Raw genomic sequence first — 25,493 nt, 5'->3', positions numbered from 1 at the left:
TTAAGGTTTATTTAAGTGTTTTTTAAAAATAATAGAGCGTAGTTAAGCGTTCTTAGTTTATAAATTTTAAATTGTATATGGATACTACGGTAACAACAGGTACAGCAGAAAGTGTTTGGAGCGGAGGAAGTAATAACAAACCTTTAGGCGCTAGCTATGGTAAAATGATGATGTGGTTTTTCATCGTTTCTGATGCATTAACTTTTTCGGGCTTTATAGCTGCTTACGGATTTTCTAGATTTAAATTTGCAGATAGCTGGCCTATAGCAGATGAAGTGTTTACACACGTTCCTTTAGTTCACGGTAACTATCCTATGATTTATGTTGCTATAATGACATTTATTTTAATTATGTCTTCTGTAACTATGGTATTAGCTGTAGATGCAGGTCATAAAATGAAAAAGAATAGTGTTATTTGGTACATGTTCTTTACTGTAATTGGTGGTATTATATTCTTAAGTTCACAAGCTTGGGAATGGGCTACCTTTATTAAAGGTGATTTTGGAGCTATTGAAACAAAAGGTGGTAGAATACTACAGTTTGTTAATGCAGACACAGGAGAGAGAGCTGCAATTAGAGATTTTGCAACTCCTTTACATGAAGAAAGAATAGACCATACAAATAATAAAGGTGTTTGGTTTTTTGGAGAAAGTGCTTTGCCATCATACTCAGTTAATGAAGTTGTAACAGGTTTTAAAGCAGATCCAAATATATTAGTAAGAGTAGAAAATATTAATGAAGACGGACATAAGATAGTTTTATCTAGAGAGGAATCTTTAAAAAGATTAGCTGGATCTAAATACGTAGTAGAAGGGGCAAACCTAATTCACAATGAGTACGGAAGCAGATTGTTTGCAGATTTCTTTTTCTTTATTACTGGTTTTCACGGTTTCCACGTATTCTCTGGTGTATTAATTAATATCATTATTTTCTTTAATGTAATTATAGGTACTTATGAGCGCAGAGGGCATTATGAAATGGTAGAAAAAGTTGGTCTTTATTGGCACTTTGTAGATTTAGTTTGGGTATTTGTATTTACCTTCTTCTACCTTGTATAATAGCAGTTTTTAAAAAAAAATTACATTACGTATAATAATATAGTATAAAATGGCACACGAACATAAATTAGAAATTTTTAGAGGGCGTTGGAAGTTTAAAAATAACATTCAAAAAATATGGGGTGTATTAGCATTCTTATCTTTTGTAACTTTAATAGAAGTAGTTTTAGGTATCTATAAACCAACGGTATTAATGAAACCATTAATATCTGCTTTTGAACCAGGTATACTTGGTTCTACAATGAATTTTTTATTGTCTCCATTTATCTATTTAAAGCCTCTAAACTTAATTTTTATTGTGCTTACAATAGTTAAGGCATATTACATTGCTTGGGACTTTATGCACTTACGTGACGAGAAAAAAGGATTTAGAAGATCTATAGTATGGACACCAGTATTTTTAATTAGTTATTTAGTGTTTATACTACTTACAGAAGGTAGTTACATTTATGATGTTTACCACAGTGGTTTTATAAAGTGGAACTTCTAACATTTAGCATCATTTAACAATACATAAAGGCGGTTTTTAGACCGTCTTTTTTTATTTTTGTACCATTATGAAAAAAACCTTTGTAATGGTAGTTTTATTTATACTACCAATTGTAGCTTACCTTTTTTTTGCCAGTGGCATACATAATTTTGGTAGGCTTCCTGTGCTAACAGAAAATGTTAGCGATTTAACAGCTTTTACTACAGATACACATTTAAAAAACAAAATATCTATTGTAGGTTTTTTGGGTAACAATGTAGATCAGAAAAAAGGAACTGCATTTAATTTAAATCAAAAAATATACAAACACTTTTTTGAGTTTAAAGATTTTCAATTTGTAATGCTTGTGGCCAATGGGCAAGAACAAGAGGTTGAAAAGCTTAAAAAAGAATTGTCTGTATTGGCAGATATTAAAAACTGGAAATTTGTTTACGGTAACGCATCTCAAATACAATCGTTTCATAAAGAACTAAAGACTGATATTGTTTTAGAAGACGATTTAAGCTCTCCTTATGTATTTATAGTGGATAAAGATTTAAATCTACGCGGTAGAACAGATGATGAAGATGAAGGTACTAAATACGGATTTAACACTATTTCTGTAGCGGAGTTAAATAATAAGATGGAAGATGACGTAAAAATCATTTTAGCAGAATACCGTATGGCATTAAAAAAGAATAACGCAGAGCGTAAGTAATAATAAACTCTATTGTATGAAGAAGAAAAATTATAACTATATCTGGATTTCGTTTATAATTTTAGTGTTCGGAATTATTTTTATACCTAAAATAGTAAGCAGAATTAAGGATGATGCCATAGTTGAGAATGACCGTATGAACAAAAAGGATAACAAAGGAGACCTTGCATACGTAGAAATCAATGGTAGTAAAAAAAGAGTGCCAGAGTTTACCTTTATTAATCAAGATAGTTTAGTTGTAACCAATAGAGATTATTTAGGTAAAGTGTATATTGTCGAATTCTTTTTTACTTCTTGTCCAACCATTTGTCCTGTAATGACCAAAAACTTAGTACAGATTCAAAATAGCTTTAAAGATGTAGAGAATTTTGGAATAGCATCATTTAGTATAGATCCTAAAACAGATACACCAACTACATTAAAAAAGTATACAGAAACTTACGGTATTACAAATTTAGATTGGCATTTAATGACAGGGCAAAGAGATGAAATATATAAACTTGCTAACCAAGGCTTTAATATATTTGCACAACAAAACCCTAATGTACCTGGCGGTTTTGAACATTCTGGTATGTTTGCCTTAGTAGATAAAAGAGGTTACATACGCTCTAGAGTAGATGAGTTTGGAAACCCAATTATATATTACAGGGGAACAATTTCTGAAGAAGAAGGTGCTAATGATGAAGGAGAAAAAGAACAAATTAGCATATTAAAAGAAGATATTAAAAAGTTGTTAGATGAGTAAGATTGAAGATGTGAATTTTAAGGAAAAAAGGTTTAATACAATAATTACTATTGTATCTATTATTGTGCCTGTTGTTGTAGCACTTTTGTTTCGTGTTAAAATACCTAACGTAGAACCTTTATCTTTTTTGCCTCCTATTTATGCTACTATTAACGGCGTTACGGCAGTGTTTTTAATTGCGGCTGTTATTGCTATAAAAAATGGCAAACAAAAACTACATCAAAATTTAATGACTACTTGTATTGTTTTCTCATTAGCATTTTTAGTGATGTATATAGCCTATCATATGACATCAGAATCTACGGCTTATGGTGGAGAGGGTATTGTTAAGTACATTTACTTATTTATACTAATTACACATATAATACTATCTATTATAATAATTCCTTTAGTTATGAAAACCTATGCTAAAGCCTATTTAAAACAGTATAATGCGCATAGAAAACTCGCAAAAATTACATTTCCAATTTGGTTGTATGTAGCTGTTACGGGTGTTATTGTATACGTAATGATATCTCCTTATTATGTTTAAACCTACCGTTATGAAAAAAATATTATTTTTTGCTGTTATATTCTTGTTTTTAATTCCGCAGACATCAGAAGCACAATGTGCTATGTGTAGGGCTGTTTTAGAAAGTGAAGGAAATGTTGCTGTAGCAGAAGGCGTAAATAATGGAATAAAGTACCTTATGGCTGTGCCCTATGTTTTAGTAGGTGTATTATTTTATTTTGTTTACAAAAAAATGAAGGCTTAGTTACTTTTAACATTCCGTTAGTAATAACGTTATATAATTTTAGTTTTCTTAGCATACTTGTACCAGTATTTTACTATTGTAACTTTTTTTATAATTTCTTATAGGTTATAAAAAGTACATTTTTAAAGACTTTAGGGCTATTGTGATTGTACCGTATTTAACTTTAACATTTTTTTCACATTTTATGTGTAACTAAATATAAGTTGGGTAGTCTTACAGATGTACTAAGTACAAAGCCAAAAAAACTAACACCAATGATAGAAATAAAAGACCTTCATAAGTCTTACAAAATGGGTAGCAACTCGTTACACGTTTTAAAAGGCATTAATTTTAATGTAGAAGAAGGAGAACTTGTAGCCATTATGGGTTCTTCAGGATCTGGAAAATCTACACTCCTAAACATTTTAGGAATGTTAGACGTTTTAGATGAAGGTACTTACACTTTAGATGGTGTGCCAATTGTAAATCTTAATGAAACAAAGGCGGCTAAGTACAGAAATAAATTCTTAGGGTTTATCTTCCAATCTTTCAATCTTATCAATTACAAAAGTGCAGCAGAAAATGTAGCACTTCCTTTATATTACCAAGGTGTTAGCAGAAAAGAACGCCAAGTAAAAGCACTTAAGTATTTAGAGCAAGTAGGCTTAAAACAATGGGCAGGCCATTTACCTAGTGAGCTTTCTGGAGGACAAAAACAACGTGTGGCTATTGCTAGAGCCTTGGCAGCAGAACCTAAAGTATTAATGGCAGATGAGCCAACAGGTGCCTTAGATAGTAAAACGTCTTATGAGGTTATGGATCTTTTACAAAAGATTAATGACGCCGGAAATACTATTTTAATAGTTACGCACGAGCCAGACATTGCAGATATGTGTAAACGTATTGTGCACTTAAAAGATGGTGTAATTGTAGAAGATAAAAAGGTGGACCAAGTAAGAGCTTCGCAGTATGTTTAGTAGAGACGCTTGGAAAGAAATTTTTGAAACTATTCAAAAAAATAAGCTTAGGACTTTTTTGTCTGGTTTTACAGTAGCAATAGGTATTTTCATTTTTGTTGTACTTTTTGGCTTTGGTAACGGACTTACAAATACGTTTGCTAAATTTTTTGGAGATGATGCAACCAACGTATTCTTTATATTTCCTGGTAGAACATCTGTTCCTTATTCGGGTTACAAAGCAGATAGGCAAATAGAGTTTGATAATAGTGACCTTGAGGACATTGAAAAAAACTTTGCAATGTTTGTAGACTATGTTACGCCAAGAATTACTAGGGGCGGTTTGGTTAAATACAAAAACGAGTCTAATAATTATACTAATATGGGTGTAGCTCCTTCTCATCAATTTAATGAGAAGACTATAATAATGAAGGGTCGTTATATCAACAATCAAGATATAAAAGACAAAACCAAGTATGCAGTTATTGGTAGGTTGGTAGAAAAAGATTTGTTTAAAGGAGAAGAATCTCTTGGAGAATATATTGATATTGCAGGTAGTTCTTTTAAAGTTATAGGGGTTTTTCAGGATGATGGTGGAGATAATGAAGAACGAAAAATTTACATTCCGTACACTACAAGGCAACTTATAGAAAAAAACACAGACAAAATAGGTCAAATAGTTCTTGGTTTTAGGCCACAAATAGGATACTCTGGAGCTATGTCTTTAGAAAATAGCTTAGAAAAATATCTTAAAAGCAAAAAGTTTATCAATCCTAATGATGAAAATGGGTTGTTTATTAGAAACATTGCAGATCAGCTAAAGCAAAATCAGCAACTAGCAAGTGTGTTGCAAATTATAGTTTCTTTTGTAGCATTTGGGACTATTATAGCGGGTATTATAGGTATTAGTAATATTATGGTTTTTGTTGTTAAAGAGCGTACTAAAGAATTAGGTATACGTAAAGCACTAGGTGCTACGCCTAAATCTGTAATTAGTACCATTTTGTTAGAGTCTATTTTTATTACCACAATATCTGGTTTTATAGGGATGATTTTAGGTACAGTACTCCTCAATGCAATGGGAGATACTTTAGAAGATTATTTTATTACCGACCCATATATAGACACCGGAATTGCAATTTTTGCAACCATTCTATTAATAATATGTGGTGCACTTGCAGGATATGTGCCAGCCAGAAAAGCGGCCAAGATTAAACCAATTGTAGCATTAAGAGACGAATAGTATGAAGTTTATATTTGATAGTAATACTTGGCAAGAGATTTTTGGTTCTATTGGAAAAAATAAAACCAGAACAGCAATTACCGTAGTTGGTGTGCTTTGGGGAATTTTTATATACATAGCCTTAGCTGGTGCAGCAAAAGGTTTGGATAACGGTTTTGAACGTGCTTTTGAGAGTACAGCAATGAACAGTATGTTTGTTTGGGCACAGAGTACAAGTATGCCTTATGAAGGGTTTAAAACGGGACGTTCTTTACAATTAAAATTAGATGATGTAAATACATTAAAAAACAGAATTCCTGAAATACAATACATAGCTCCAAGAAACGCAAAAGGAGTATTTGGTGGTAGCCAGGCAGCAGTGGTTAGAGGACAAAAATCTGGTACAGCACCTGTTTACGGAGATTTTCCTATTTATACAAAAATAGCAACCAAGAAAATATATGATGGTGGTCGTTTTATAAATGATGAAGATATAGAGCAAGCTCGTAAAGTTGTAGTTATAGGAGAGCGTACAGAAAAAGAACTTTTTGAAGAAGGAGAAAACCCAATAGGAGAATTTGTTAGGGTAGATAATATTTATTTTCAAATAGTAGGTGTACATAAATACGTTCCTGGTGGTGGCTTTGAAGGCGATACAGATATGTATATACCGTACTCTACCTATAAAAAATTATACAATACAGGAGAAAATGTAGATTGGCTAACAATTGCAGCTTATGATGATGCAGATGTTATACAAGCAGAAAAAGATGTAAAAGCGGTATTAAAAAGTATACACAGAGTTAATCCTGATGATGAAAGAGCTATTGGAGCTTTTAACTTAGGAGAAATTTTTAATAGAATTACTGGCTTTGCAAAAGGACTTACATTTTTGTCTTTAATAGTAGGCATAGCAACCATATTAGCAGGTGTAATTAGTATTGGTAATATATTACTAATATCTGTAAAAGAACGTACTAAAGAGTTAGGTGTTAGGCGTGCTTTAGGAGCAACACCTAGAGAGGTACGTAACCTAATTCTACTAGAGTCTGTTTTTTTAACAGTTGTTTCTGGTATTATGGGTATTGTGTTAGGGGCATTTGTATTGTTTTGTATAGATGCGGCTACGCAAGGAACAGATTTTCCATATACAAACCCTACTTTACCAATATCCTATGTGTTAGGTGCATTAGGTATAATGGTAGTTTTGGGAACATTAATAGGCTTAATACCTGCGCAAAGAGCTGTAAGTATTAAACCAATAGATGCATTAAGAGAAGAATAAAATAATAACTAAATATAACTAAATCAATCAAAATGAATAAAGTGCTAAAATATACACTAATAGTGGTAGCTGTATTGGCTGTATTGTGGGCAGCAGCCTTCTTTATTAAGACAAATAGTAAGTCTTCAATTTCTTATGAAACAAAAAAACCATTTATCTCTAGTATAGAGAAAAAATCTGTTGCTACTGGTAAATTAGTACCGGAGGAAGAAGTAGAAATTAAGCCTCAAATTTCTGGAATTATTGAAAAAATATATTTAGAAGAAGGAGTAGAGGTTAAGTCTGGAGATTTAATTGCCGTTATTAAAGTTGTGCCTAATGAGCAGTCTTTAAACCAAGCTAGTGGTAGAGTTAAAACTGCCCAATTGGCATTAAATAATGTAAAATTAGAGTTTGAAAGAAATAATTTGTTATTTGAAAAGGACGTTATTTCTAAACAAGAGTTTGATAATATTAAACTAAGGTATGACCAAGCTCAACAAGATGTATCTAATGCACAAGCAGATTATCAAATTATTAGAAAAGGTTCTGCTGGTGGTTCTTCTAGTGCAAATACAAATATTAGAGCAACAGTAAGTGGTACAATTTTAGAAATTCCTGTAGAGGAAGGAGACCAGGTAATTGAAAGTAATAACTTTAATGATGGTACAACTATAGCATCTATTGCAGACCTTAAAAAAATGATTTTTGAGGGTAAAGTAGATGAAGGTGAAGTAGGAAAACTTAAAGTTGGTATGCCTTTAAAAGTTAGTTTAGGAGCTGTAGATGATAAGGAATTTGATGCTAAATTAAGATTTATTGCGCCAAAGGGAGTGGAAGAAACAGGTGCTGTTCAATTTAAAATTGAGGGTGATGTTGTGGTTGATGAAGGTGTAATGATACGTGCTGGTTATAGCGCAAATGCATCTTTTATATTAGAAAAGAAAAATGATGTTATGGTATTACCAGAAGCATTATTACAGTTTGATAAAAATACAGATAAACCTTATGTAGAAGTTGCTAAAGGTGATCAGCAGTTTGAGCGTAAAGATATTGAAATTGGTATTTCTGATGGTGTAAACGTAGAAATACTATCTGGACTTACAGAAAATGATGCTGTTAAAATTTGGAACAAAACTGAGCCTATTAAAAAAGGTGATGATGAAGAAAAAACTACTGACGAAGAATAGTAGGTAAAAACAGTAAAATCATCAAACTAAAATATATGAAACTTAAAATAACAATAGTACTGCTTCTATTTGTTGTTGGGCTAACTAACGCACAGCAAAAAAAATGGAGTATTGAAGAGTGTATAAATTATGCACTAGAAAACAATATAGACGTAGAACAATTAGAGCTGCAATTGCAAAGTGCAAAATTAGGAGAGTCTGATGCTTTGGGAGATTTTTTACCAAACTTAAATGGTTCAACTAATGGTTCATGGAGTAAGGGTTCTGGTTTTGATCAAACTACAAATCAAAGGGTGTCAGGTACGTTTTTCTCTTTAAACGCTGGTGTATCTTCTGGAGTTACACTTTTTAACGGTTTACGTAACATACATAACTTTAATAAAGCAAAATTAAATACCATTGCTAGTCAATATAGGTTAGATGGTATAAAAGACAACATTGTGCTTAATGTAGCAAATGCTTATTTAGATATATTAGCAGCCAAAGAGTCTTTAAAGGTGGTAGAACTTCAGGCAGAAATTTCTGATCAAGATTACGAACGTACAAAAGCACTAGTTGAAGCTGGTACTGTGCCAAAAGGAGATTTGCTAGAGCTAGAAGCTACTATTGCAGATTATGAGCAACAAAAAGTAAATGGAGAAAATAATGTTGTTTTAAGAAGGTTATTTTTGGCTCAATTATTACAAATTACAGATTATCAAAATTTTGATATAGCAGAGTCCACTTATAATGTTCCTCCATCAGAAATATACAATTATACGGCTAAGGAAGTGTATGATAAAGCACTTACAATTAGAGGTAATATAAAATTGGCAGAGACTAATATAGATATAGCAGAAAAAGATGTTAAAATAGCTAAAGGGGCTCTGTATCCTACACTTAGTGCATCTGTTGGTTATAATACTAGTTACTCTAGTTTTGTTAAACGTATTACTAATGCAAGTTTTACAGATCAGTTATCAGAGAATGATGGTATTGGTTATGGTATGAGTTTAAGTGTGCCTGTTTTTAACGGTTTTAGTGTACGTAATAACATTAGAAGGTCTAAACTTAATTTAGAGCAAACTAAACTGCAAGCAGAGCAAGAAAAATTAGCATTAGAAGCAAACATTAACCAGGCTTACTTAGATGTTAGGTCTTTTGGAAAAAGATATGAGGCAGCGCAAAAAACGTACGATGCAAGGAAGCAAGCGTATGATTTTGCTAAAGAACGTTTTGATGTTGGTTTAATGAATGCTTTTGATTTTAGTCAGTCACAATCTAGATTAGATAATGCAGCTATAGATGTTGTAAACGCAAAGTATAATTACATCTTTAGAATTAAAATATTAGAAATTTACTACGGTATACCAGTTACACTAGAGTAAACTTACTATACAACATAAAAAGTCCGTTGAGCTAATTGTTTAATGGACTTTTTTTGTGTTATAACTTGTATATTTGTAAGCTATGGCAATTATCTTAAATATAGAAACAGCTACTACTAACTGCTCTGTAAGTGTGGCTAAAGACGGTAAAATGTTAGCGCTAAAAGAATTTAATAGCGCTAGTTTTTCGCATGCAGAACAGTTGCATATTTTTATAGAGGAAGTGTTACAAAATGCATCATTATCAATAACAGATATTAATGCAATTGCAGTAAGTAAAGGTCCTGGTTCTTATACAGGGTTAAGAATTGGAGTTTCTGCAGCTAAAGGATTATGTTTCTCTTTAGATATACCACTAATTTCTGTTGCCACGTTATCTAGTTTAGCGCATCAAACAAAACCAAAAAAGAATGAGGCTGTTGTTGCTGTTTTAGATGCAAGGCGTATGGAAGTGTACTCTGCTGTTTATGACACAGATTACAACCAAGTTACACAAACAGAGGCAAAAATTATTGATGAAACTTCCTATGAAGATGTGCTAAGCACGTATAATAAAGTACATTTTATAGGTTCTGGAGCAGCCAAAATTAAAGATACGTTACAAAGTAATAAAGCAGTATATATTTTAGATGCTGTACCTTCTGCAAAAGAAATGTGTGCATTGTCTTTTGTAAAGTTTACAAATGTAGCTTTAGAAGATGTGGCTTATTTTGAGCCTTATTATTTAAAGGATTTTATGCTTCAAAAACCTAAATCCAAAAAATAACCTCATTTAACGGTAGTTAAATGAGGTTATGGTTTTATTTATTTAAAATTTAATTATTGACCTTGATACATAACACGTTGTGGAAAAGGAATTTCAATGTTATTATCATCAAACCTAAGTTTTAATTCTTCCATAACGTAAAAGTGTGCTTCCCAAAAATCTTCGTTTTTAGCCCAAAAACGTAATGAAAGGTTTACAGAGCTATCTGCAAGTTCTGCAACATATACCTCTGGCGCAGGATCTTTTAATATTGTTTCTTTTTCGCTACAAATTTGTAAAAGTATTTCTTTAGCTAGTTTAATATTAGAGCTATAACCAATGCCAACTGTAATTTTATCTCTACGTGTACTTTCTATATTGTAGTTTACAATGTTGTTGTTAGACAATTCGCCGTTTGGTATAATTGCAACTTGGTTACCAAAAGTATTTAGCTTGGTAGTAAAAATAGATATTTCTTTAACTGTACCGTCTATACCTTGTGCTGTTATAAAATCTCCAACCTTAAAAGGCTTAAACAATAAAATTAAAACACCACCAGCAAAATTAGCTAAAGAACCCTGTAAAGCTAAACCAATTGCTAAACCAGCGGCACCTATAACAGCTACTAGAGAAGAAGATTGTACGCCTAATTGTGTAATTACTAATACAAATAAAACTACTTTAAGAGCAATTTTTATAAAGCTCTGTAAAAAAGATTCTAGAGTTGGGTCATAATCCTTAACCGAAAAGAATTTAGCAACCATACGATTAATAAATTTAGTAACCCATAATCCAACAATTAATATTAAAGCTGCCGCTATTAGGTCTGGTAAAAACTCCCAAAACTTTCCTATAAATTTTTCTGCATATTCTTCGTAGTCTGATAAGAAATCCATCTTCATATTTATTTAATGTTTTTATGCAAAGCAAAGAAAAAATATAGTTTTATAAATGGGCTTTAACATTATATTCATACTCATTTTAATGGTTTAAAAATAATGCCGTGTAACTTTATTAGGCTGTCTTTATCAATTGTTTATTTGTTGTATTGGTAATTGTATGTAAATTTTAATTTAAGACTGTAAAGACCTTGTAATGGCTTATTTTATTAATAATTACTAATAGTTTAAAAAGTTAATTTAAAGTAAAATTAATAGTGCTTTAAAATGCAAATAGCGCCCGTTAGGCACTATTTGTTTGTGTTATTCTGTGTAGTAAACGTTATTTTACTTCAAAAGTAATTTTAAGGTTTACTCTAAATTCTGTTACTTCACCATCATTTACAATTGCGCTTTGGTCCTGCACATAAACAGATTTAATGTTTTTTACAGATTTAGATGCTTGCACAACTGCTTTTTTTGTTGCGTCTTCCCAACTCTTATCAGAGTTAGATAATACTTCAATAACTTTTAAAATTGCCATAATTAATGTGTTTAGATTTCTCTAAAAATAGCAAAATTAATTCACATTTAAAACTGATTGTTAACCATTTAAGGCAACTACCTCTCCAATTTTGTCTCCCATCATATTTTTTAGCATATTTTCTATACCGTTTTTAAGGGTAAAAGTTGAAGACGGACAACCACTACATGCTCCTTGTAAAATTACATTTACTTTTTTGGTATTTTCATCATAAGACTTAAACATAATGTTGCCGCCATCACTAGCTACAGCAGGTTTTACATACTCTTCTAAAATATCTATAATTTGTTTAGAGGTATCGTCTAAGTTTTCATCTTGTAATTGTGTAGCAGGCGCTTCTTGTTTTTGCTTACTTATGCTATTGGCAGATACAACTTCTTTTCCTTCAGTTAAAAAAGCCTGAATGCTTTCTCTTAATTCTAGCGTTATTTCATTCCAATCTGCTTCATCTGTTTTTGTAACAGAAACATAGTTTTCATCTAAAAAGACTTCTTTAACATATGGGAATTGAAATAAAGTTGTAGCTAAGTCAGAATCTTTTGCTTCTTCTTTGTTTTTAAACTCAAAAATTGTTGGTACAATTAATTTATTAGCCACAAAACGCATAGCTGCTGGGTTAGGTGTGTTTTCTGCGTATACTGTTGCAGGCACACTTTGTGGATCTTCTTGTTCATGTACCACAACTTCGCCACTATTTAAATAATCTACTAATTGTTGTGCAACTTCATCTCTAACATCATCCCAAGCAACAATATCAAAACGCTCTAATGCTATAAAGTTACCAGATATATAAACAGTTTTTATAAAAGGTAAATAAAATAACTGTTGTGCTAGAGGCGAGTTTTTAGCTTCATCAATATTTTTATACTCGTAGCTATTATTTTTTGTTATAAAGTGATTTGTTTCAAACTTTAAAATAGCCGGATTTGTTGTTGTATATATAGTTATATTGTGCTCTTTCATCTTAAAAAAATAATTTTTACAAAAGTACAAACAAAATCACTCATAGCATACATAATAATATTGTGGTTGTAAACGTTTTAATATAAATTTAATACTTTTGGACTTTTAGCCCTTATTTATGAAAAACATATACTTGGCCTTGTTTTCTTTCTTGTTGCTTGGTGTTTCTAGTGTAACAGCACAAGAAGGAATACCGGTCTATTTTGATTATTTATCGGATAACTATTACTTAGTGCACCCGTCTATGGCAGGTATAGGTGAAGGAGGAAAAATTAGAGCAACTATTAGAAAACAATGGTTTGATGTAGAAGAAGCTCCTAACTTACAAACTATAAATGCACATTTTAGATTAAATGAGAAAAGTGGTGTTGGTGCAATTATCTTTAATGATGCTAACGGTTACCATTCACAAACAGGTGTAAAATTAACTTACGCACACCATTTGCGTTTTTCTAGAGATTTACGAAACTTAAATCAGCTTTCTTTTGGTATTAGTGCTGGTATTATGCAGAGTAATTTAGATGAAAGTGAGTTTAATTCTGTTACGCCAGACCCTATTATTACTGGTGGAAACATTAGCTCATCATACTATAATATGGATTTGGGAGCATCATATAACTATATGGAGTTTTATGCGCATGCTACTATTTTAAATGTATTAAATAGCAAGCGTAATGTGTATTATAAAGACAGAGCAGATGACCCAAATGCTACTGTTGTAGACAATTTAAGAAGATACGTATTGTCTGCAGGCTATGTTTTTGGCAAAGGAGATTGGCAATTAGAGCCATCTTTAATGTTGCAAATGACAGATTTTACCAAAGAAAAAACTATAGATATGAATGCTAAAGTTTACCGTAGTATGGACTTTGGTACACTTTGGGGAGGAATATCATACAGGCGTAGTTTTGATGGTGCTTTGTACCAAAATACAAGCGGAAGTACTAAAGAACAAAGATTACAATTAATTACACCTATTGTAGGTGTAAACTATAAAAACTTTTTAGTGTCTTACAATTACTCTTATCAAATGGGAGATATTAGGTTTGATAATGGAGGTTTTCATCAACTAACTTTAGGTTATAATTTTGGACAAGTATCAGAAAAAAGATTTGACTGTAAGTGCCCTGCTGTAAATTATTAAAAAAAATAAAATATATAAAAGCCTGTGATCTTTTAATCACAGGCTTTTTTTTATCTGTAGTTTATTTGTCCCAAGTGTAATTTTTGCTTTTTCCTTGCTTTACAATGGCAGAAATCATTGCATTTTCTAACTCGCCTTTAGAACCTTCTTTTTGGTTTTTAGCAATATAAGCTTCACGTTTTTGGTTTGCTTCTTTAATTTGTTGCTGAATATTTTTTCGTTCTATTTTTTTAGTTTCAATAAAAGCTTCAATTTCTTTATTAGTTTTATTTTGTAGCTCTTTTGGTAATTGCTTTTTCTCTATCTTAGATACATTAAAGTTTTTGTTTTTAGAAGCATCCACTAAATCCCAAGAGGCATTATTATACAGTCTGGAGCTTTTGCTAACTGCTCTTTTTACTATAACAGCTTCTTCCATTTCTGCAGCTTTATCATCTTGTACAGATTGTAATGCCATTTTAGAACTGCCTAAACTACCGTAAGACACATATGTTTTGTTTAATTTTTTATTAAGCGTAATAATTACATCATCATAAGGTGTATCTATATGTATAACTTTTTTATTGTGGTTAATAGCAATGTATTCTCCACCTGTTAATTGTGCACCACTTTTCCAGTAGCTATTTGCACCTTGGTTATAGTCTCCACAAAAAATAGTATTTACTATTATACCTTTTTCCTTAGCATCAGACGTAGCATCTTTATAATCTATTTTGCCTTGGTTAAAGGGTTCGTTGCCAGCAATAAATATCATTTTTAAGTTATCAGGGTTTTTGCCCCAATCTAAATCTTTAATAGACGTGCTTATTGCTTGGCCACAATACTCATCTCCACCATTGGTAGTTAAAGAAAATAGCTTTTCAGATATTTCATCCAAATCTGTACTAAAACCAATTACTTGTTTAATGTAACCGTCTTGTTTTTCAATAGTACTGTTACCGTACTCATACAATGCAATTTGTAATTGGGGTCTGTCTTCATTACCACATTTTACATAGCTAAATTTATTTACAATATCCCAAAGCTGTGCCTTTGCTTGGTTTATTAATCCGTCCATACTATTACTAGTGTCTAATAACAAGGCTACTTTAACTACATTTTTATCTGGCTTTTTAGTTTCTACTAAAGCTTGTGTGGCTAAAGTTATTTCCTTTTTACTTTTTGCCTCGCAACTTAAAGTGCTTCCTACAAAAAAGGTTAGTAATGCTATGCTTGCTATTTGTTTTACATTTTTCATCTTGTTACTTTTTTATTTGTTACAGGGTAAAAGTATTTTTAATGTTTATAATTAAAAACAGGTAATGAGGGAACTGGTATTTTGAGTGAGTAAACAAACCAGTAAACTTTGTAAGGAGGTCTTAAGCAGAGGTTTTTATAGCTAAAGCAGCATTTTAGCATTTTTTATAGTCAGATAAAACAACTAAGTTTACCATATCTAATTGTAAAAATGAAGTTAAAAAAGCACATACTATTTTTATTGTTGTTTGTAACAGCAATTGCTTTTTCTCAGGTTAATACTACTAAAAAACTTACCATAAAGGGTACAGTAAAAACTAAAGAAAAAAGAAGTCCTATTTCTGGTGTAGAAGTTTCTGCTACTAGTGGCAGTGTTGTATATACAGATGCTTTTGGAGCTTACCGCATAAAAGCAGAAGTTGGAGATTATTTATTGTTTAAAAGTTTAGAATTTGAAACTGTAGAATATCGGATTAAAGATGATGAAGATGTAGATGTTTTGGTAGAAGGTTTAGATGAGGATACGCAAATAAGCAAAAGTGCTTTGCATAAAATGTATATAGATTCTGCCAAGCAATTTAAAAAAACAGATATAGGGAAAAGTATAGACTATATTAGGCTTTCTTTGGAGCAATTAGGTAAAAGAGGTAATAATAAAGAGCGTGCAGTATCTTACGCCTTATTAGGTGAAATATACCAATATCATAAGCAGTACGACCTTGCTGTTGATAATTACAAGGAGTCTTTAACTTATAACACTACAGGTGAGTCTCAGTTATTGTTAGCCAATGCTTATCTTTTAAATAAAGAATACAAAAAATCACAGACACTTTTTACAACGTTACTAAGCAATAAAAAACTGTCTATGTACCAAAAAATACTTGTGTATGAAGGTTTGGGTGATGCTTATAAAGGGGTGAAAAATACCCAACAAGCAGTAGGTAACTATACTAAAGGTTTAGACATAGCTAAAAAAGAACTTGTAAAGCCAAAAATTACAGATTTAAATACCAAAATAGCAGAGGCTTATGGTGATGCTAACCAAACTAAAGAGGCAGTAGGTTACTTTAAAAACTCGTTAAAATCTGCTGAGTCAGAGGCTCCACAACGTGCTTTAGAGGTAAGTGAAAGAGCTGCAGATTTTTATAATAAAAACAATCTGTATAATGAAGAAATGAAGCTTAGAAAGCAGAGTTTAGAAGACATAGAGCTTTTAGAAAACTCAGCTAAGAAGAAAGTAGAAAAAAGAAGTACTACATTAGATAAAGTAGAGGTGCCAATAACTAGGCAACGCATAAATTACAAAATTGCAACTAACTTAATTGTACAAGATAAGTTAGATGAGGCTATACCGTATTTAGAAGAAAGTATTTCTGAAGCAGCTATTGAAGATGATTTAGTAGTGCAAAAGGACGCAACACGCAAACTATCTGAAGTGTATGATGATAAGGGAGATTATACTAGAGCTTTAGAAACCTATAAAAAATATGCAGCTGTAGCAGATACGTTGTATGCGCGTAAAGAACAAGAAATATCTAGAGCAGAGCGCTTAAGTAAACAAATAGCAGAAAAGCAAAACCGTATAACTGGTTTAGAAAAGGATAAGGAACTTTATGAAAGTAAGTCTAGTTTGGAACAGACTAAGCAAGATTTGTACACAACAACATCTACCAAGCAAAAAATTATAATTTACGCTTTAGTTTTGGGTATGTTTCTTTTTGGTATTGCAGCATTTTTCTTTTACAGAAGCAATAAGCAGCAAAAGTTAGCAAACAACCTTTTGGCATTAAAATCATTACGCTCACAAATGAATCCGCATTTTATTTTTAATGCCCTTAATTCTGTTAATAATTACATTTCTAAGAGTGATGAACGTAGTGCAAACCGTTTTTTAAGTGAGTTTTCTACCTTAATGCGTGCCGTTTTAGAAAATTCTGAGGAAGATTTTATACCGTTAACAAAAGAGTTAGAGTTGTTAGAGTTGTATGTTAAGTTAGAACATTCTCGTTTTCCAGATAAATTTAATTACTCTATAACAACAGACCCTAATATAGATGTTGCAGCTTTTCAAATTCCGCCAATGCTGCTTCAACCTTATATAGAAAATGCTATTTGGCACGGATTACGCTACAAAAACGAATTAGGGTATTTAAACATCAACCTAAAACAAAAAAATAAAGAGGCAATAGAAATTACTATAGAGGACAATGGTATAGGAAGAAAAAAATCTGCCGAGTTAAAAACGCAAAATCAAAAAAAGCAACGCTCTAAAGGAATGGGTAATATTAAAAAAAGAGTTGCTATTTTAAATAGTATGTATAAGGATAAGGTAGATGTTGTTGTTACAGACTTAAGCAGTAATGGAACAGGAACAAAAGTTACGCTAACCTTAAAAAAAGATTAGTAGTAGTTGGTTATTAAAAAATAAAGAAATGAAATTAAACGCAATTATAGTTGAAGACGAAGCTAATAGTAGAGAAATTTTAACCAATTACTTATCTAAATATTGTGCTAGTGTAAATTTACTTGGTGAAGCAGCATCTATAAAAGAAGGCTTAGAGCTGATAAATAAACACCAACCCGATTTAATTTTTTTAGATGTAGAAATGCCATTTGGCAATGCTTTTGATTTGCTAGACCAAGTGCCTAACAGAACTTTTGAAACTGTTTTTGTTACCGCATATAACCAGTATGCAATGGATGCTTTAAATAGTCATGCAGCGTATTATTTAATGAAACCCATTAATATAGACGAGTTAATTAAGGCGGTAGAATATGTAGGTGAAATTAGAAGTAAAGAAAATGCTTTGGAAGACCAAATTTTACAGCCAAAAACTAATAAAATAGATGGTAAAATAACATTACCGCAGCAAGATGGTTTTCAGGTTTTAAATGTTGCTGATATTCTTTTTTGCAAAGCCGATGATAATTATACCGAAATTTACCTAGATAATAAAAAGATATTAGTAAGTAAAACACTAAAGTATTTTGAAGAAGCAATGGAAGATTTTCCGTTTGCACGCATTCATAAATCGTACCTAGTAAACGTAAATGCTATAGCTAAATATAAGAAAGGTAAAGGTGGTAGTGTGGTTTTACACAATGGTAAAGAGTTATTGGTTTCTGCATCTAAAAAGAAAGCGCTTTTATCTTATTTTGAATAATTTTTTAAACTTTATACGTAAATGATTTGTAAAGAAGTAAATGGTAAATCACCACAAATAGGAGAAGACTGTTTTATAGCAGAAAATGCAACTATTGTTGGTGATGTGGTAATGGGTAAACAATGTAGTGTTTGGTATAATGCTGTATTACGTGGAGATGTACATTTTATAAAAATGGGAGATAAAGTAAACGTACAAGACGGTGCAGTTGTACATTGTACTTACAAAAAAAGTCCTACTACAATTGGTAATAACGTATCTATTGGCCACAATGCAATTGTGCACGGTTGTACTATTAAAGACAATGTTTTAATAGGTATGGGAAGTATTGTAATGGATGATTGTGTGGTAGAAAGTAATAGCATTATTGCTGCAGGCGCAGTTGTAACAAAAGGTACGCATATACCTTCTGGAACGGTATTTGCAGGTATGCCAGCAAAGAAGATTAAGGATATAAGCACAGAATTGAGCGAAGGAGAAGTGAACCGCATAGCTAATAATTACGTAACATATTCTAGTTGGTTTAAAGACAAGGAATAAACTTTGATAAAAGCAATATGCGTTCTACATAAGTTTACTTATTTTTGTCAATCAATTTAAAAAATAAAAAAGATGAATGCATATATATTTCCTGGTCAAGGAGCACAGTTTGTAGGAATGGGGTTAGACCTTTATGAGAAGTACCCTTTGGCACAAGAATTATTTGAAAAAGCAAATGACATATTAGGTTTTCGTATTACAGACATTATGTTTGAAGGTACACCAGAAGACTTAAAGCAAACTAAAGTTACACAACCAGCAATATACTTGCACTCTGTTATAATGAGTAAAGTAATGGGAGATACTTTTAAACCAGATATGGTTGCAGGGCATTCATTAGGAGAATTTTCAGCATTAGTAGCAAATGGAACACTAACTTTTGAAGACGGTTTAAAACTAGTATCTAAAAGAGCTTTAGCAATGCAAAAAGCTTGCGAAATGCAATCTAGTACAATGGCAGCTGTTTTAGGTTTAGAAGATGCTGTTGTAGAAAAAGTTTGCGAAGAAATTGACGGTGTTGTTGTTGCTGCAAATTATAACTGTCCAGGGCAATTGGTTATTTCTGGAGAAGTAGAAGCAATTAATGCTGCTTGTGAAAAATTAAAAGAAGCAGGTGCCAGAAGGGCCTTGTTATTACCAGTTGGTGGCGCATTTCACTCGCCTTTAATGGAGCCAGCAAGAGAAGAGTTAGCTGCAGCTATAGAAAATACAACTTTTAGTGAGCCAAGTTGCCCAATTTACCAAAATGTACCTACTACGGCGGTAAAAAATGCAGAGGAAATAAAGAAGAATTTAATATCACAATTAACAGCTCCTGTAAAATGGACACAAAGTGTGCAAAATATGGTTGCAGATGGTGCAACATTATTTACAGAAGTTGGTCCTGGTAAAGTTTTACAAGGCTTGGTGAAAAAAATTAATAGAGCATCAGAAACTACATCGGCAGAATTAGCTTAAATGCCTCACAAATAAATAAGTAAAGTTACAGGCAATAACTGTTACTTGGGGGTAAAATATGTCCTTTGTCGATTATGTTTATCGACGAATGGCATTTTGTTTAATATTGTAGTCTATCTGTTATAAATTATAGTTGAGTAACACTATCTATAAAAGAAAAATGAAAATTAAACAATTAGGCAGTTTTAAATGTATTAAAAAGCAAAGGACTTTAAGTCTTTTAGTGATGTTCTTTTGTTTTAGTTTTTTAGCTATAGGACAACAAGTTTCTGTGCAGAGTATTACTAACGCAGAAGAAGCAGGGCAAGTACCTGGTAGGTTTAGAATTTCTAGAACGGAAGGAATATTTACTGGTGGTTTGCGTGTAAATTTCACCATTTCAGGTACAGCTACAAACGGAACAGATTATAGCTCTGTAGGAGGTGCTATTTTAATTCCTATTTTTAATAGCAGTGCAGATTTAGATATAGATGGTATTGTAGATGATACTTTAATTGAAGGAGATGAAACTGTAATTATTACACTATCTGAAAACTCAGAATACAATATAAACCCTTTAGCAGCTTCTGCTAGGATTATTATTGTAGATAACGAGCCTGTTTGTGCAACAGCACCAGATGCTCCAGAGTTAAGAACTGGTGAAGAAACTACTTTTTGTGATAGTTTTACTAAAGATTTAAATGACTATGTAGCCAGTGCTACACCAGCAGGTACAGTGCTTACTTGGAGTAGTAGTGATGATTTGTTAGATGATTCTTCTTATTATGATAGTTCTATAATAGGATTTTCGGGAGAATTTTATGGGTTTTATTTAGATGAAGCTAACAATTGTGTTAGTCCGCCTTTAAAAATTACAATAGTTCAAAATAGTAGCCCAACTGTTACAGGGACTTCTGATTCTAGATGTGGAGAAGGTTCTGTAACATTAACAGGAACCACAACAGATGGTTCTTTATTATGGTATGACGCTCCTTCTGGAGGAACATTGGTGCATACAGGATTAAATTTTGATACTCCATCTTTATCAGTTACTACATCGTATTACGTAGAGGCTACAGCAAACGGTTGTACTTCAGATAGGGTAGAGGTTGTGGCAACAATAAATACACAACCTTCTTCTGGTACAGGTACAGATGCTACAGCTTGTTCTTTACCAGGTAATGGAAGAGTAACGGTAGTAAATTTAGATGATCAATTAACAGGTGCAGATACTGGTGAGTGGACATTAACTTCGCAACCTGCATCTAGTTCTATTACAATAGATGCAAATAGTGTAGATTTTGCAAATCAGCCATTAGGAGAGTATCAATTTACATATACAACAACAGGTTTTGTTGCTCCTTGTACAGCAGAGTCTACTACTATAACTATTACGGTGTTAGATTGTGCACCTACAGATACAGATTTATCTGTAACAAAAATAGTAGATAGAGATGAAGTTTTTACAGGTGAAGATGTAGTTTTTACTATTACTGTAGAAAACTTAACCGGAGATCCTGTAACAGCTATAGAAATTACAGATGTTTTAGATGAAACTACTGGTTTTGAATATGTTTCTAATATAGCACAATTAGGTAGTTTTAATAACGCTACTGGCATTTGGTCAATTGCAGAATTAGCAGCAGGTGAAAGTACCTCATTAGAAATTACAGCTACTGTTATAGATGGTGGTACACACATAAATACCGCAGAAATAACAAGTAGTAACCCTGTAGATACAGCAACAGCAAACAACCAAAGTTCTGCTACAGTTGCTATTAAGCAGATAGATATGTCTATTTCTAAGTCTGTAAACAAAGTAACAGCCACTGTAGGTGATGTTGTTGTTTTTACAATTACATTAACCAATGAAACAGATGGTTTGGTTACAGATATAAGTGTTACAGATATTTTAAATAGTACAACTGGTTTTACACACGTATCTAACACAACTACTATGGGTAATTATGATGCTACAACAGGCGTATGGACGTTAGATGAAATTTTAGGGAATGATACTCAGGTTCTAGAAATTACAGCTATGGTTTTAGAAGAAGGTACACACGTAAATACTGTAGAAATTACAGATTCTTTTCCTATTGATGAGGCTAATGTAGATAATAACATAGCATCTGTTGCCCTAAGTATAGAGCCAAGAAGTAATGACGAGTGCGGATTTATGTTTAATCAATTTTCTCCAAATTCAGACGGAGTTAATGATTTTTTACGCATTAATTGTATAGAGACTTATCCAAATAATACTTTAACTATTTTTAATAGATTGGGTAGCGAGGTTTATAGCGTAACCAATTACCAAAACAATTGGGACGGTACTTGGAAAAAAGGAGACTTGCCAAACGGAACTTACTTTTATGTGTTAGATTTGGCAGATGGCTCAGAAGTTAAAAAAGGATGGATTCAAATCATAAGATGATATAAAAACAAATGAAAAAATCCCTTCATATATACAAGTGCCTAAGTATACTAATGTTGTTTTTTATTGCAGCTAATTCCTATGCTCAAAAAGAACCACAGTATACGCAGTATATGTACAATATTGGTAGTTTTAACCCTGCTTATGTTGGTAGTGTAGAGGATCCAGAAATTATAAGTTTGTATAGAACCCAATGGGTAGGTGTTCCTGGTGCACCTACCACAATACGCTTAGGAGCAAATATTCCTTTTTCTAATGAAAAAACAGGACTTGGTTTTAATGCATATTCAGACAAGTTAGGACCAATGAGTCAGTCTTTAATAAATGTATCATACTCTTACCAGGTAAAATTATCAGACAATGTAAAATGGTCTTTTGGTATAAATGCAGGAGCATCAATTTTAGATATCGATTTTACAAAAGGAGATTTTGAATATGAGAATGAACCAGCAATACAAGATACACAGTACAATGAGTTTTACCCAATTATTGGCGCAGGTACATTTGTATATGCAGACAATTGGTATTTAGGGCTTTCTGTACCTAACTTGCTAACAAGTACGCTGTATAATGATGAGGTTGCTGTTATTGAAGAAGATAAAACTCAGGTTAACTTTATTGGTGGTGTTGTTTTTGATTTAAGTGATGAACTAAAGTTTAAACCAGCATTTTTGGTAAATTATATTACCGATTCTCCTTTAAACGTAAACTTATCTACTAATTTTTTAATTAGTGATTTGGTGACCGTAGGTGCATCATACAGGTTTGATAATGCGGTAAGCGGTTTAGCAGGTTTTCAAGTGTCTAACTCTATTTATGTAGGATATTCATATGACTATTCTACAAATGCATTTAAAAACTATAATGATGGCTCTCATGAGGTTATTTTAAAGTTTTATTTAGGTAAATCTGGCGGAACAAAAAGGAGTAAAGGCCCAAAAGACAATAAAAAACCTAAACAAATAGACACACCAAGATTCTTTTAATACAAACAATATGAAATTTAAACTTAGCTTTTTACTTTTAAATTTAGTTGTACTATCTGTTTGTGCTCAAAATTTGAAGTCTGCAGGAGATCGTTATTTCTTTCAATATAAGTATGAGCAGGCAGTTAAAGAATATGAAAAAGAGAGTAAAGAAACTGTACTTACCACGCAACAGTTTTTAAACTACGCAGAGGCATATTTTAATACAAAACAGTTTAAAAAAGCGTGGCAAACTTATGAAATGATTTTGGAAAGTGATGCCATAGTTACTCCGTTTCATTACAACAAAATGCTACGTAGTTTATACGCAATATCTGGAAAAGATGAAATGAATAAGTATTTAGAAAACGATACTATTTTAAAAGAAGCATCTTGGGCAGAAAATGCAAAGTTTAATTTTGATATTGAAAATAAAAAAGACGTAGTACTACCTAACTATACTATTTTTAATATAAAAGGAAATAGTATTGCGGCAGACTTTTCACCATCATTTTATAAAGATAAATTACTTTTTACTAGTGATAGAGTGCTTACTTTAGCAAAGAAAAAAAAGAAAAAAGAAGAGAGAATATACTTAGATATTTATGAAAGTGAAATAGAGGATGATGGTGATATTACCAATGTAAAACCATATAACAGTATTCCTAAAGCTAACTTTCATGAGGCAACACCATATTACTCTGCAGAGTTAGATAAGTTATTTTATGTGCTATCTAATGAAAAAAATGGTGAAATGCTGTATGATGAAAAAGGAAAAAATGCACTTTCTATTGCAGAAGTAGACCGTAACAATAGGTTTAATTTTATACTTAAGCACTTAAGTACTAGCTTTTATTATCCTTTTTACGATGCAAATTCTCAGCGTTTATATTTTGCTGCTAATTTTGAAGATAGCAGCTATGGTGGTACAGATATTTATTATGTAAATACCAGCAATGGACAAATTATGTCTGCGCCAATAAATTTAGGACCAAGGGTAAATACTCCTGGAAATGAAATTTCTCCTTTTGTTTTTGAAAACGGATTATATTTTTCTTCTGATGTTTTTTATGGCTACGGAGGTATGGATATTTACAAGTCTAATTTAAAGGCAGATGGCAGTGCAGGTCTACCAATAAATTTAGGAAAAGGTATTAACTCAGCTAAAGACGACTTTGGTTTTATTGTAAAAAATAATACTACTGGCGGCTTAGAAGGTTACTTTTCATCTAATAGAGATGGTGGTAAAGGTAAAGATGATATTTACGGTTTTACAGTAGCAGAAAAGCCTAAACTTAATACCATTGTATTGCAGGGTAAAACTTTAAATCCACTAACTAATATTAGGATTGGTAATGTAGCTATAAAAGTACTAGACCAAAATAATAAAGTAATAAAAGAGTTAGAGTCTGCAGAAGATGGTTCTTATGAAATAGAAGTGCCTTGGCAAGAAAAAATTACAGTAATAGCTTCTAAAAAGAAATACTCTTTATTTAGACAGTTTTATACTGCTGAAGAATTAAAAAATAAAAAACAAACTCCTATATACTTAGACTTTGCAGATGATTTTGTGGTAGAAAAAGAAGGAAAGTCTATGCTTAAGTTAAATAAGTTTATTTTTAAAACCAAAAGCAGTAAACTTACACCAGATATTATAAAAGAGTTAGATAAGGCAATAACAATAATTAAAAAGTTCCCAGAGTTTAACCTTCAAATAGAATCGCATACAGATAGTAAGGGAGGTTCTTCATCTAACTTTAGAATTTCACAAGCACGTGCAGATAATATTAAAAAATACCTTTTAAATAACGGTATACCTTCTAAAAATATTTTATACACTATTGGTTACGGAGAAGATCATGTACTAAACAAATGTGTAAATGGTGTGTATTGTATAGACTACTTTCACGCAGAAAACCGTAGGTGCAACATTGTTGTTTTAAATTATAAAGAGCTGTATTAATACAGCTCTTTTTTTGTAATTATAGTATGCTTAAATGTATTTCTTATAACTAGTTAAGTTTATTGAATATTACTATAATTTTTTTGTGCTAATTAAACGAATACTTTTCTATATTTTCCTATATTTAATAATTCAATTAATTTTATAGGAAATCATTCTTTAAAACATAGTTTTAAGAGCAAAAAATCACATATTTAGCAAATTTATTGTGTTTGTGTTTTTAGTTCTTTTAGGTTGATGTGCATTATCATCAAACAA

General features: G+C 31.8%; 24 protein-coding genes. 20 read left to right on the top strand and 4 right to left on the bottom strand.

All coding sequences use genetic code 11. From position 1 onward, the window contains the following. The first annotated feature begins 77 nt into the window (after positions 1 to 77). The 12 genes from KLA_RS01770 to tsaB all read left to right on the top strand — a co-directional run bounded on the left by KLA_RS01770 (position 78) and on the right by tsaB (position 10,489). Complete coding sequence (locus tag KLA_RS01770) at positions 78 to 1,058, top strand: cytochrome c oxidase subunit 3 (protein WP_013621452.1); 981 nt, start codon at positions 78 to 80, stop codon at positions 1,056 to 1,058. A 49-nt stretch (positions 1,059 to 1,107) separates the two neighbouring features. After that, positions 1,108 to 1,548: a cytochrome C oxidase subunit IV family protein gene (locus KLA_RS01765; protein WP_013621453.1), complete on the top strand. Its 441-nt coding sequence runs from the start codon at positions 1,108 to 1,110 to the stop codon at positions 1,546 to 1,548. A 67-nt stretch (positions 1,549 to 1,615) separates the two neighbouring features. Beyond that, positions 1,616 to 2,245, top strand: coding sequence for a hypothetical protein (locus KLA_RS01760; RefSeq protein ID WP_013621454.1), 630 nt, complete (start codon positions 1,616 to 1,618; stop codon positions 2,243 to 2,245). Between the two features lie 16 nt (positions 2,246 to 2,261). Then, the gene (locus KLA_RS01755; RefSeq protein ID WP_034643160.1) at positions 2,262 to 2,990 is read left to right on the top strand and encodes an SCO family protein; all 729 of its coding nucleotides are present in this window, start codon (positions 2,262 to 2,264) and stop codon (positions 2,988 to 2,990) included. Continuing rightward, positions 2,983 to 3,522 carry a DUF420 domain-containing protein gene (locus tag KLA_RS01750; protein WP_013621456.1) on the top strand — a complete coding sequence of 180 codons (540 nt, stop codon included), beginning with the start codon at positions 2,983 to 2,985 and terminating at the stop codon, positions 3,520 to 3,522. The genes KLA_RS01755 and KLA_RS01750 overlap by 8 nt, the downstream gene beginning before the upstream one ends. A gap of 10 nt (positions 3,523 to 3,532) precedes the next feature. After that, positions 3,533 to 3,745: a hypothetical protein gene (locus tag KLA_RS01745; RefSeq protein WP_013621457.1), complete on the top strand. Its 213-nt coding sequence runs from the start codon at positions 3,533 to 3,535 to the stop codon at positions 3,743 to 3,745. A gap of 254 nt (positions 3,746 to 3,999) precedes the next feature. Next, entirely contained in the window at positions 4,000 to 4,701 is a 702-nt protein-coding gene (locus KLA_RS01740; protein ID WP_013621458.1) for an ABC transporter ATP-binding protein, read from the top strand. Continuing rightward, the gene (locus KLA_RS01735) at positions 4,694 to 5,923 is read left to right on the top strand and encodes an ABC transporter permease (RefSeq protein ID WP_013621459.1); all 1,230 of its coding nucleotides are present in this window, start codon (positions 4,694 to 4,696) and stop codon (positions 5,921 to 5,923) included. Before KLA_RS01740 ends, KLA_RS01735 begins: the two co-directional genes overlap by 8 nt. 1 nt (position 5,924) lies before the next feature. Then, the gene (locus KLA_RS01730) at positions 5,925 to 7,187 is read left to right on the top strand and encodes an ABC transporter permease (protein ID WP_013621460.1); all 1,263 of its coding nucleotides are present in this window, start codon (positions 5,925 to 5,927) and stop codon (positions 7,185 to 7,187) included. 32 nt (positions 7,188 to 7,219) lie between these two features. Beyond that, a complete protein-coding gene (locus tag KLA_RS01725) occupies positions 7,220 to 8,356 on the top strand; it encodes an efflux RND transporter periplasmic adaptor subunit (protein WP_034643157.1) in 1,137 nt (378 codons plus the stop codon). A gap of 35 nt (positions 8,357 to 8,391) precedes the next feature. Next, the gene (locus tag KLA_RS01720) at positions 8,392 to 9,723 is read left to right on the top strand and encodes a TolC family protein (RefSeq protein ID WP_034643154.1); all 1,332 of its coding nucleotides are present in this window, start codon (positions 8,392 to 8,394) and stop codon (positions 9,721 to 9,723) included. A gap of 82 nt (positions 9,724 to 9,805) precedes the next feature. Continuing rightward, positions 9,806 to 10,489: a tRNA (adenosine(37)-N6)-threonylcarbamoyltransferase complex dimerization subunit type 1 TsaB gene (tsaB, locus tag KLA_RS01715; protein WP_013621463.1), complete on the top strand. Its 684-nt coding sequence runs from the start codon at positions 9,806 to 9,808 to the stop codon at positions 10,487 to 10,489. Positions 10,490 to 10,542: 53 nt separating this feature from the next. Here the strand turns inward: tsaB and KLA_RS01710 are convergent, their stop codons facing one another. From KLA_RS01710 to KLA_RS01700, 3 genes are all read right to left on the bottom strand, one after another. Then, complete coding sequence (locus KLA_RS01710) at positions 10,543 to 11,364, bottom strand: mechanosensitive ion channel family protein (RefSeq protein ID WP_013621464.1); 822 nt, start codon at positions 11,362 to 11,364, stop codon at positions 10,543 to 10,545. A 325-nt stretch (positions 11,365 to 11,689) separates the two neighbouring features. After that, positions 11,690 to 11,890 (bottom strand): dodecin family protein, encoded by a 201-nt coding sequence (locus KLA_RS01705; protein WP_013621465.1) that lies wholly within the window; start codon positions 11,888 to 11,890, stop codon positions 11,690 to 11,692. 60 nt (positions 11,891 to 11,950) lie between these two features. Beyond that, positions 11,951 to 12,853: a NifU family protein gene (locus tag KLA_RS01700; RefSeq protein ID WP_034643151.1), complete on the bottom strand. Its 903-nt coding sequence runs from the start codon at positions 12,851 to 12,853 to the stop codon at positions 11,951 to 11,953. Between the two features lie 118 nt (positions 12,854 to 12,971). Here KLA_RS01700 and KLA_RS01695 point away from each other — a divergent pair, with 118 nt between their 5' ends. Further along, positions 12,972 to 13,997: a type IX secretion system membrane protein PorP/SprF gene (locus KLA_RS01695; protein WP_013621467.1), complete on the top strand. Its 1,026-nt coding sequence runs from the start codon at positions 12,972 to 12,974 to the stop codon at positions 13,995 to 13,997. A 61-nt stretch (positions 13,998 to 14,058) separates the two neighbouring features. On the opposite strand, the gene KLA_RS01690 is transcribed toward KLA_RS01695, so the two are convergent. Then, the gene (locus KLA_RS01690; protein ID WP_034643149.1) at positions 14,059 to 15,234 is read right to left on the bottom strand and encodes a vWA domain-containing protein; all 1,176 of its coding nucleotides are present in this window, start codon (positions 15,232 to 15,234) and stop codon (positions 14,059 to 14,061) included. 210 nt (positions 15,235 to 15,444) lie between these two features. Here KLA_RS01690 and KLA_RS01685 point away from each other — a divergent pair, with 210 nt between their 5' ends. The 7 genes from KLA_RS01685 to KLA_RS01655 all read left to right on the top strand — a co-directional run bounded on the left by KLA_RS01685 (position 15,445) and on the right by KLA_RS01655 (position 25,235). Further along, positions 15,445 to 17,637: a histidine kinase gene (locus tag KLA_RS01685; RefSeq protein ID WP_034643147.1), complete on the top strand. Its 2,193-nt coding sequence runs from the start codon at positions 15,445 to 15,447 to the stop codon at positions 17,635 to 17,637. A 28-nt stretch (positions 17,638 to 17,665) separates the two neighbouring features. Next, complete coding sequence (locus KLA_RS01680; RefSeq protein WP_013621470.1) at positions 17,666 to 18,397, top strand: LytR/AlgR family response regulator transcription factor; 732 nt, start codon at positions 17,666 to 17,668, stop codon at positions 18,395 to 18,397. A 21-nt stretch (positions 18,398 to 18,418) separates the two neighbouring features. After that, positions 18,419 to 18,937, top strand: coding sequence for a gamma carbonic anhydrase family protein (locus KLA_RS01675; protein WP_034643145.1), 519 nt, complete (start codon positions 18,419 to 18,421; stop codon positions 18,935 to 18,937). 72 nt (positions 18,938 to 19,009) lie between these two features. After that, positions 19,010 to 19,894, top strand: a complete 885-nt coding sequence (fabD, locus tag KLA_RS01670) for an ACP S-malonyltransferase (RefSeq protein WP_013621472.1) — start codon at positions 19,010 to 19,012, stop codon at positions 19,892 to 19,894. Between the two features lie 271 nt (positions 19,895 to 20,165). Then, positions 20,166 to 22,307: a gliding motility-associated C-terminal domain-containing protein gene (locus KLA_RS01665; RefSeq protein WP_161633449.1), complete on the top strand. Its 2,142-nt coding sequence runs from the start codon at positions 20,166 to 20,168 to the stop codon at positions 22,305 to 22,307. 11 nt (positions 22,308 to 22,318) lie between these two features. After that, positions 22,319 to 23,293, top strand: coding sequence for a type IX secretion system membrane protein PorP/SprF (locus KLA_RS01660; RefSeq protein ID WP_034643142.1), 975 nt, complete (start codon positions 22,319 to 22,321; stop codon positions 23,291 to 23,293). A 10-nt stretch (positions 23,294 to 23,303) separates the two neighbouring features. After that, positions 23,304 to 25,235 (top strand): OmpA family protein, encoded by a 1,932-nt coding sequence (locus KLA_RS01655; RefSeq protein ID WP_034643140.1) that lies wholly within the window; start codon positions 23,304 to 23,306, stop codon positions 25,233 to 25,235. Positions 25,236 to 25,493 lie beyond the last annotated feature (258 nt).

It is taken from the genome of Cellulophaga geojensis KL-A, assembly GCF_000568425.1.
Classification (GTDB): Bacteria; Bacteroidota; Bacteroidia; order Flavobacteriales; family Flavobacteriaceae; genus Cellulophaga; species Cellulophaga lytica.
The sequence above is the reverse complement of the archived record's forward strand: the minus strand, read 5'-3'. Positions and strand labels throughout refer to the sequence as shown.

What these genes read in the sequence shown, in the direction of transcription:
- KLA_RS01770 (WP_013621452.1), top strand. Translation starts at nt 78, where the DNA reads ATGGATACTACGGTAACAACAGGTACAGCAGAAAGTGTTTGGAGCGGA.
- KLA_RS01765 (WP_013621453.1), top strand. Translation starts at nt 1,108, where the DNA reads ATGGCACACGAACATAAATTAGAAATTTTTAGAGGGCGTTGGAAGTTT.
- KLA_RS01760 (WP_013621454.1), top strand. Translation starts at nt 1,616, where the DNA reads ATGAAAAAAACCTTTGTAATGGTAGTTTTATTTATACTACCAATTGTA.
- KLA_RS01755 (WP_034643160.1), top strand. Translation starts at nt 2,262, where the DNA reads ATGAAGAAGAAAAATTATAACTATATCTGGATTTCGTTTATAATTTTA.
- KLA_RS01750 (WP_013621456.1), top strand. Translation starts at nt 2,983, where the DNA reads ATGAGTAAGATTGAAGATGTGAATTTTAAGGAAAAAAGGTTTAATACA.
- KLA_RS01745 (WP_013621457.1), top strand. Translation starts at nt 3,533, where the DNA reads ATGAAAAAAATATTATTTTTTGCTGTTATATTCTTGTTTTTAATTCCG.
- KLA_RS01740 (WP_013621458.1), top strand. Translation starts at nt 4,000, where the DNA reads ATGATAGAAATAAAAGACCTTCATAAGTCTTACAAAATGGGTAGCAAC.
- KLA_RS01735 (WP_013621459.1), top strand. Translation starts at nt 4,694, where the DNA reads ATGTTTAGTAGAGACGCTTGGAAAGAAATTTTTGAAACTATTCAAAAA.
- KLA_RS01730 (WP_013621460.1), top strand. Translation starts at nt 5,925, where the DNA reads ATGAAGTTTATATTTGATAGTAATACTTGGCAAGAGATTTTTGGTTCT.
- KLA_RS01725 (WP_034643157.1), top strand. Translation starts at nt 7,220, where the DNA reads ATGAATAAAGTGCTAAAATATACACTAATAGTGGTAGCTGTATTGGCT.
- KLA_RS01720 (WP_034643154.1), top strand. Translation starts at nt 8,392, where the DNA reads ATGAAACTTAAAATAACAATAGTACTGCTTCTATTTGTTGTTGGGCTA.
- tsaB (WP_013621463.1), top strand. Translation starts at nt 9,806, where the DNA reads ATGGCAATTATCTTAAATATAGAAACAGCTACTACTAACTGCTCTGTA.
- KLA_RS01710 (WP_013621464.1), bottom strand. Translation starts at nt 11,364, where the DNA reads ATGGATTTCTTATCAGACTACGAAGAATATGCAGAAAAATTTATAGGA.
- KLA_RS01705 (WP_013621465.1), bottom strand. Translation starts at nt 11,890, where the DNA reads ATGGCAATTTTAAAAGTTATTGAAGTATTATCTAACTCTGATAAGAGT.
- KLA_RS01700 (WP_034643151.1), bottom strand. Translation starts at nt 12,853, where the DNA reads ATGAAAGAGCACAATATAACTATATATACAACAACAAATCCGGCTATT.
- KLA_RS01695 (WP_013621467.1), top strand. Translation starts at nt 12,972, where the DNA reads ATGAAAAACATATACTTGGCCTTGTTTTCTTTCTTGTTGCTTGGTGTT.
- KLA_RS01690 (WP_034643149.1), bottom strand. Translation starts at nt 15,234, where the DNA reads ATGAAAAATGTAAAACAAATAGCAAGCATAGCATTACTAACCTTTTTT.
- KLA_RS01685 (WP_034643147.1), top strand. Translation starts at nt 15,445, where the DNA reads ATGAAGTTAAAAAAGCACATACTATTTTTATTGTTGTTTGTAACAGCA.
- KLA_RS01680 (WP_013621470.1), top strand. Translation starts at nt 17,666, where the DNA reads ATGAAATTAAACGCAATTATAGTTGAAGACGAAGCTAATAGTAGAGAA.
- KLA_RS01675 (WP_034643145.1), top strand. Translation starts at nt 18,419, where the DNA reads ATGATTTGTAAAGAAGTAAATGGTAAATCACCACAAATAGGAGAAGAC.
- fabD (WP_013621472.1), top strand. Translation starts at nt 19,010, where the DNA reads ATGAATGCATATATATTTCCTGGTCAAGGAGCACAGTTTGTAGGAATG.
- KLA_RS01660 (WP_034643142.1), top strand. Translation starts at nt 22,319, where the DNA reads ATGAAAAAATCCCTTCATATATACAAGTGCCTAAGTATACTAATGTTG.
- KLA_RS01655 (WP_034643140.1), top strand. Translation starts at nt 23,304, where the DNA reads ATGAAATTTAAACTTAGCTTTTTACTTTTAAATTTAGTTGTACTATCT.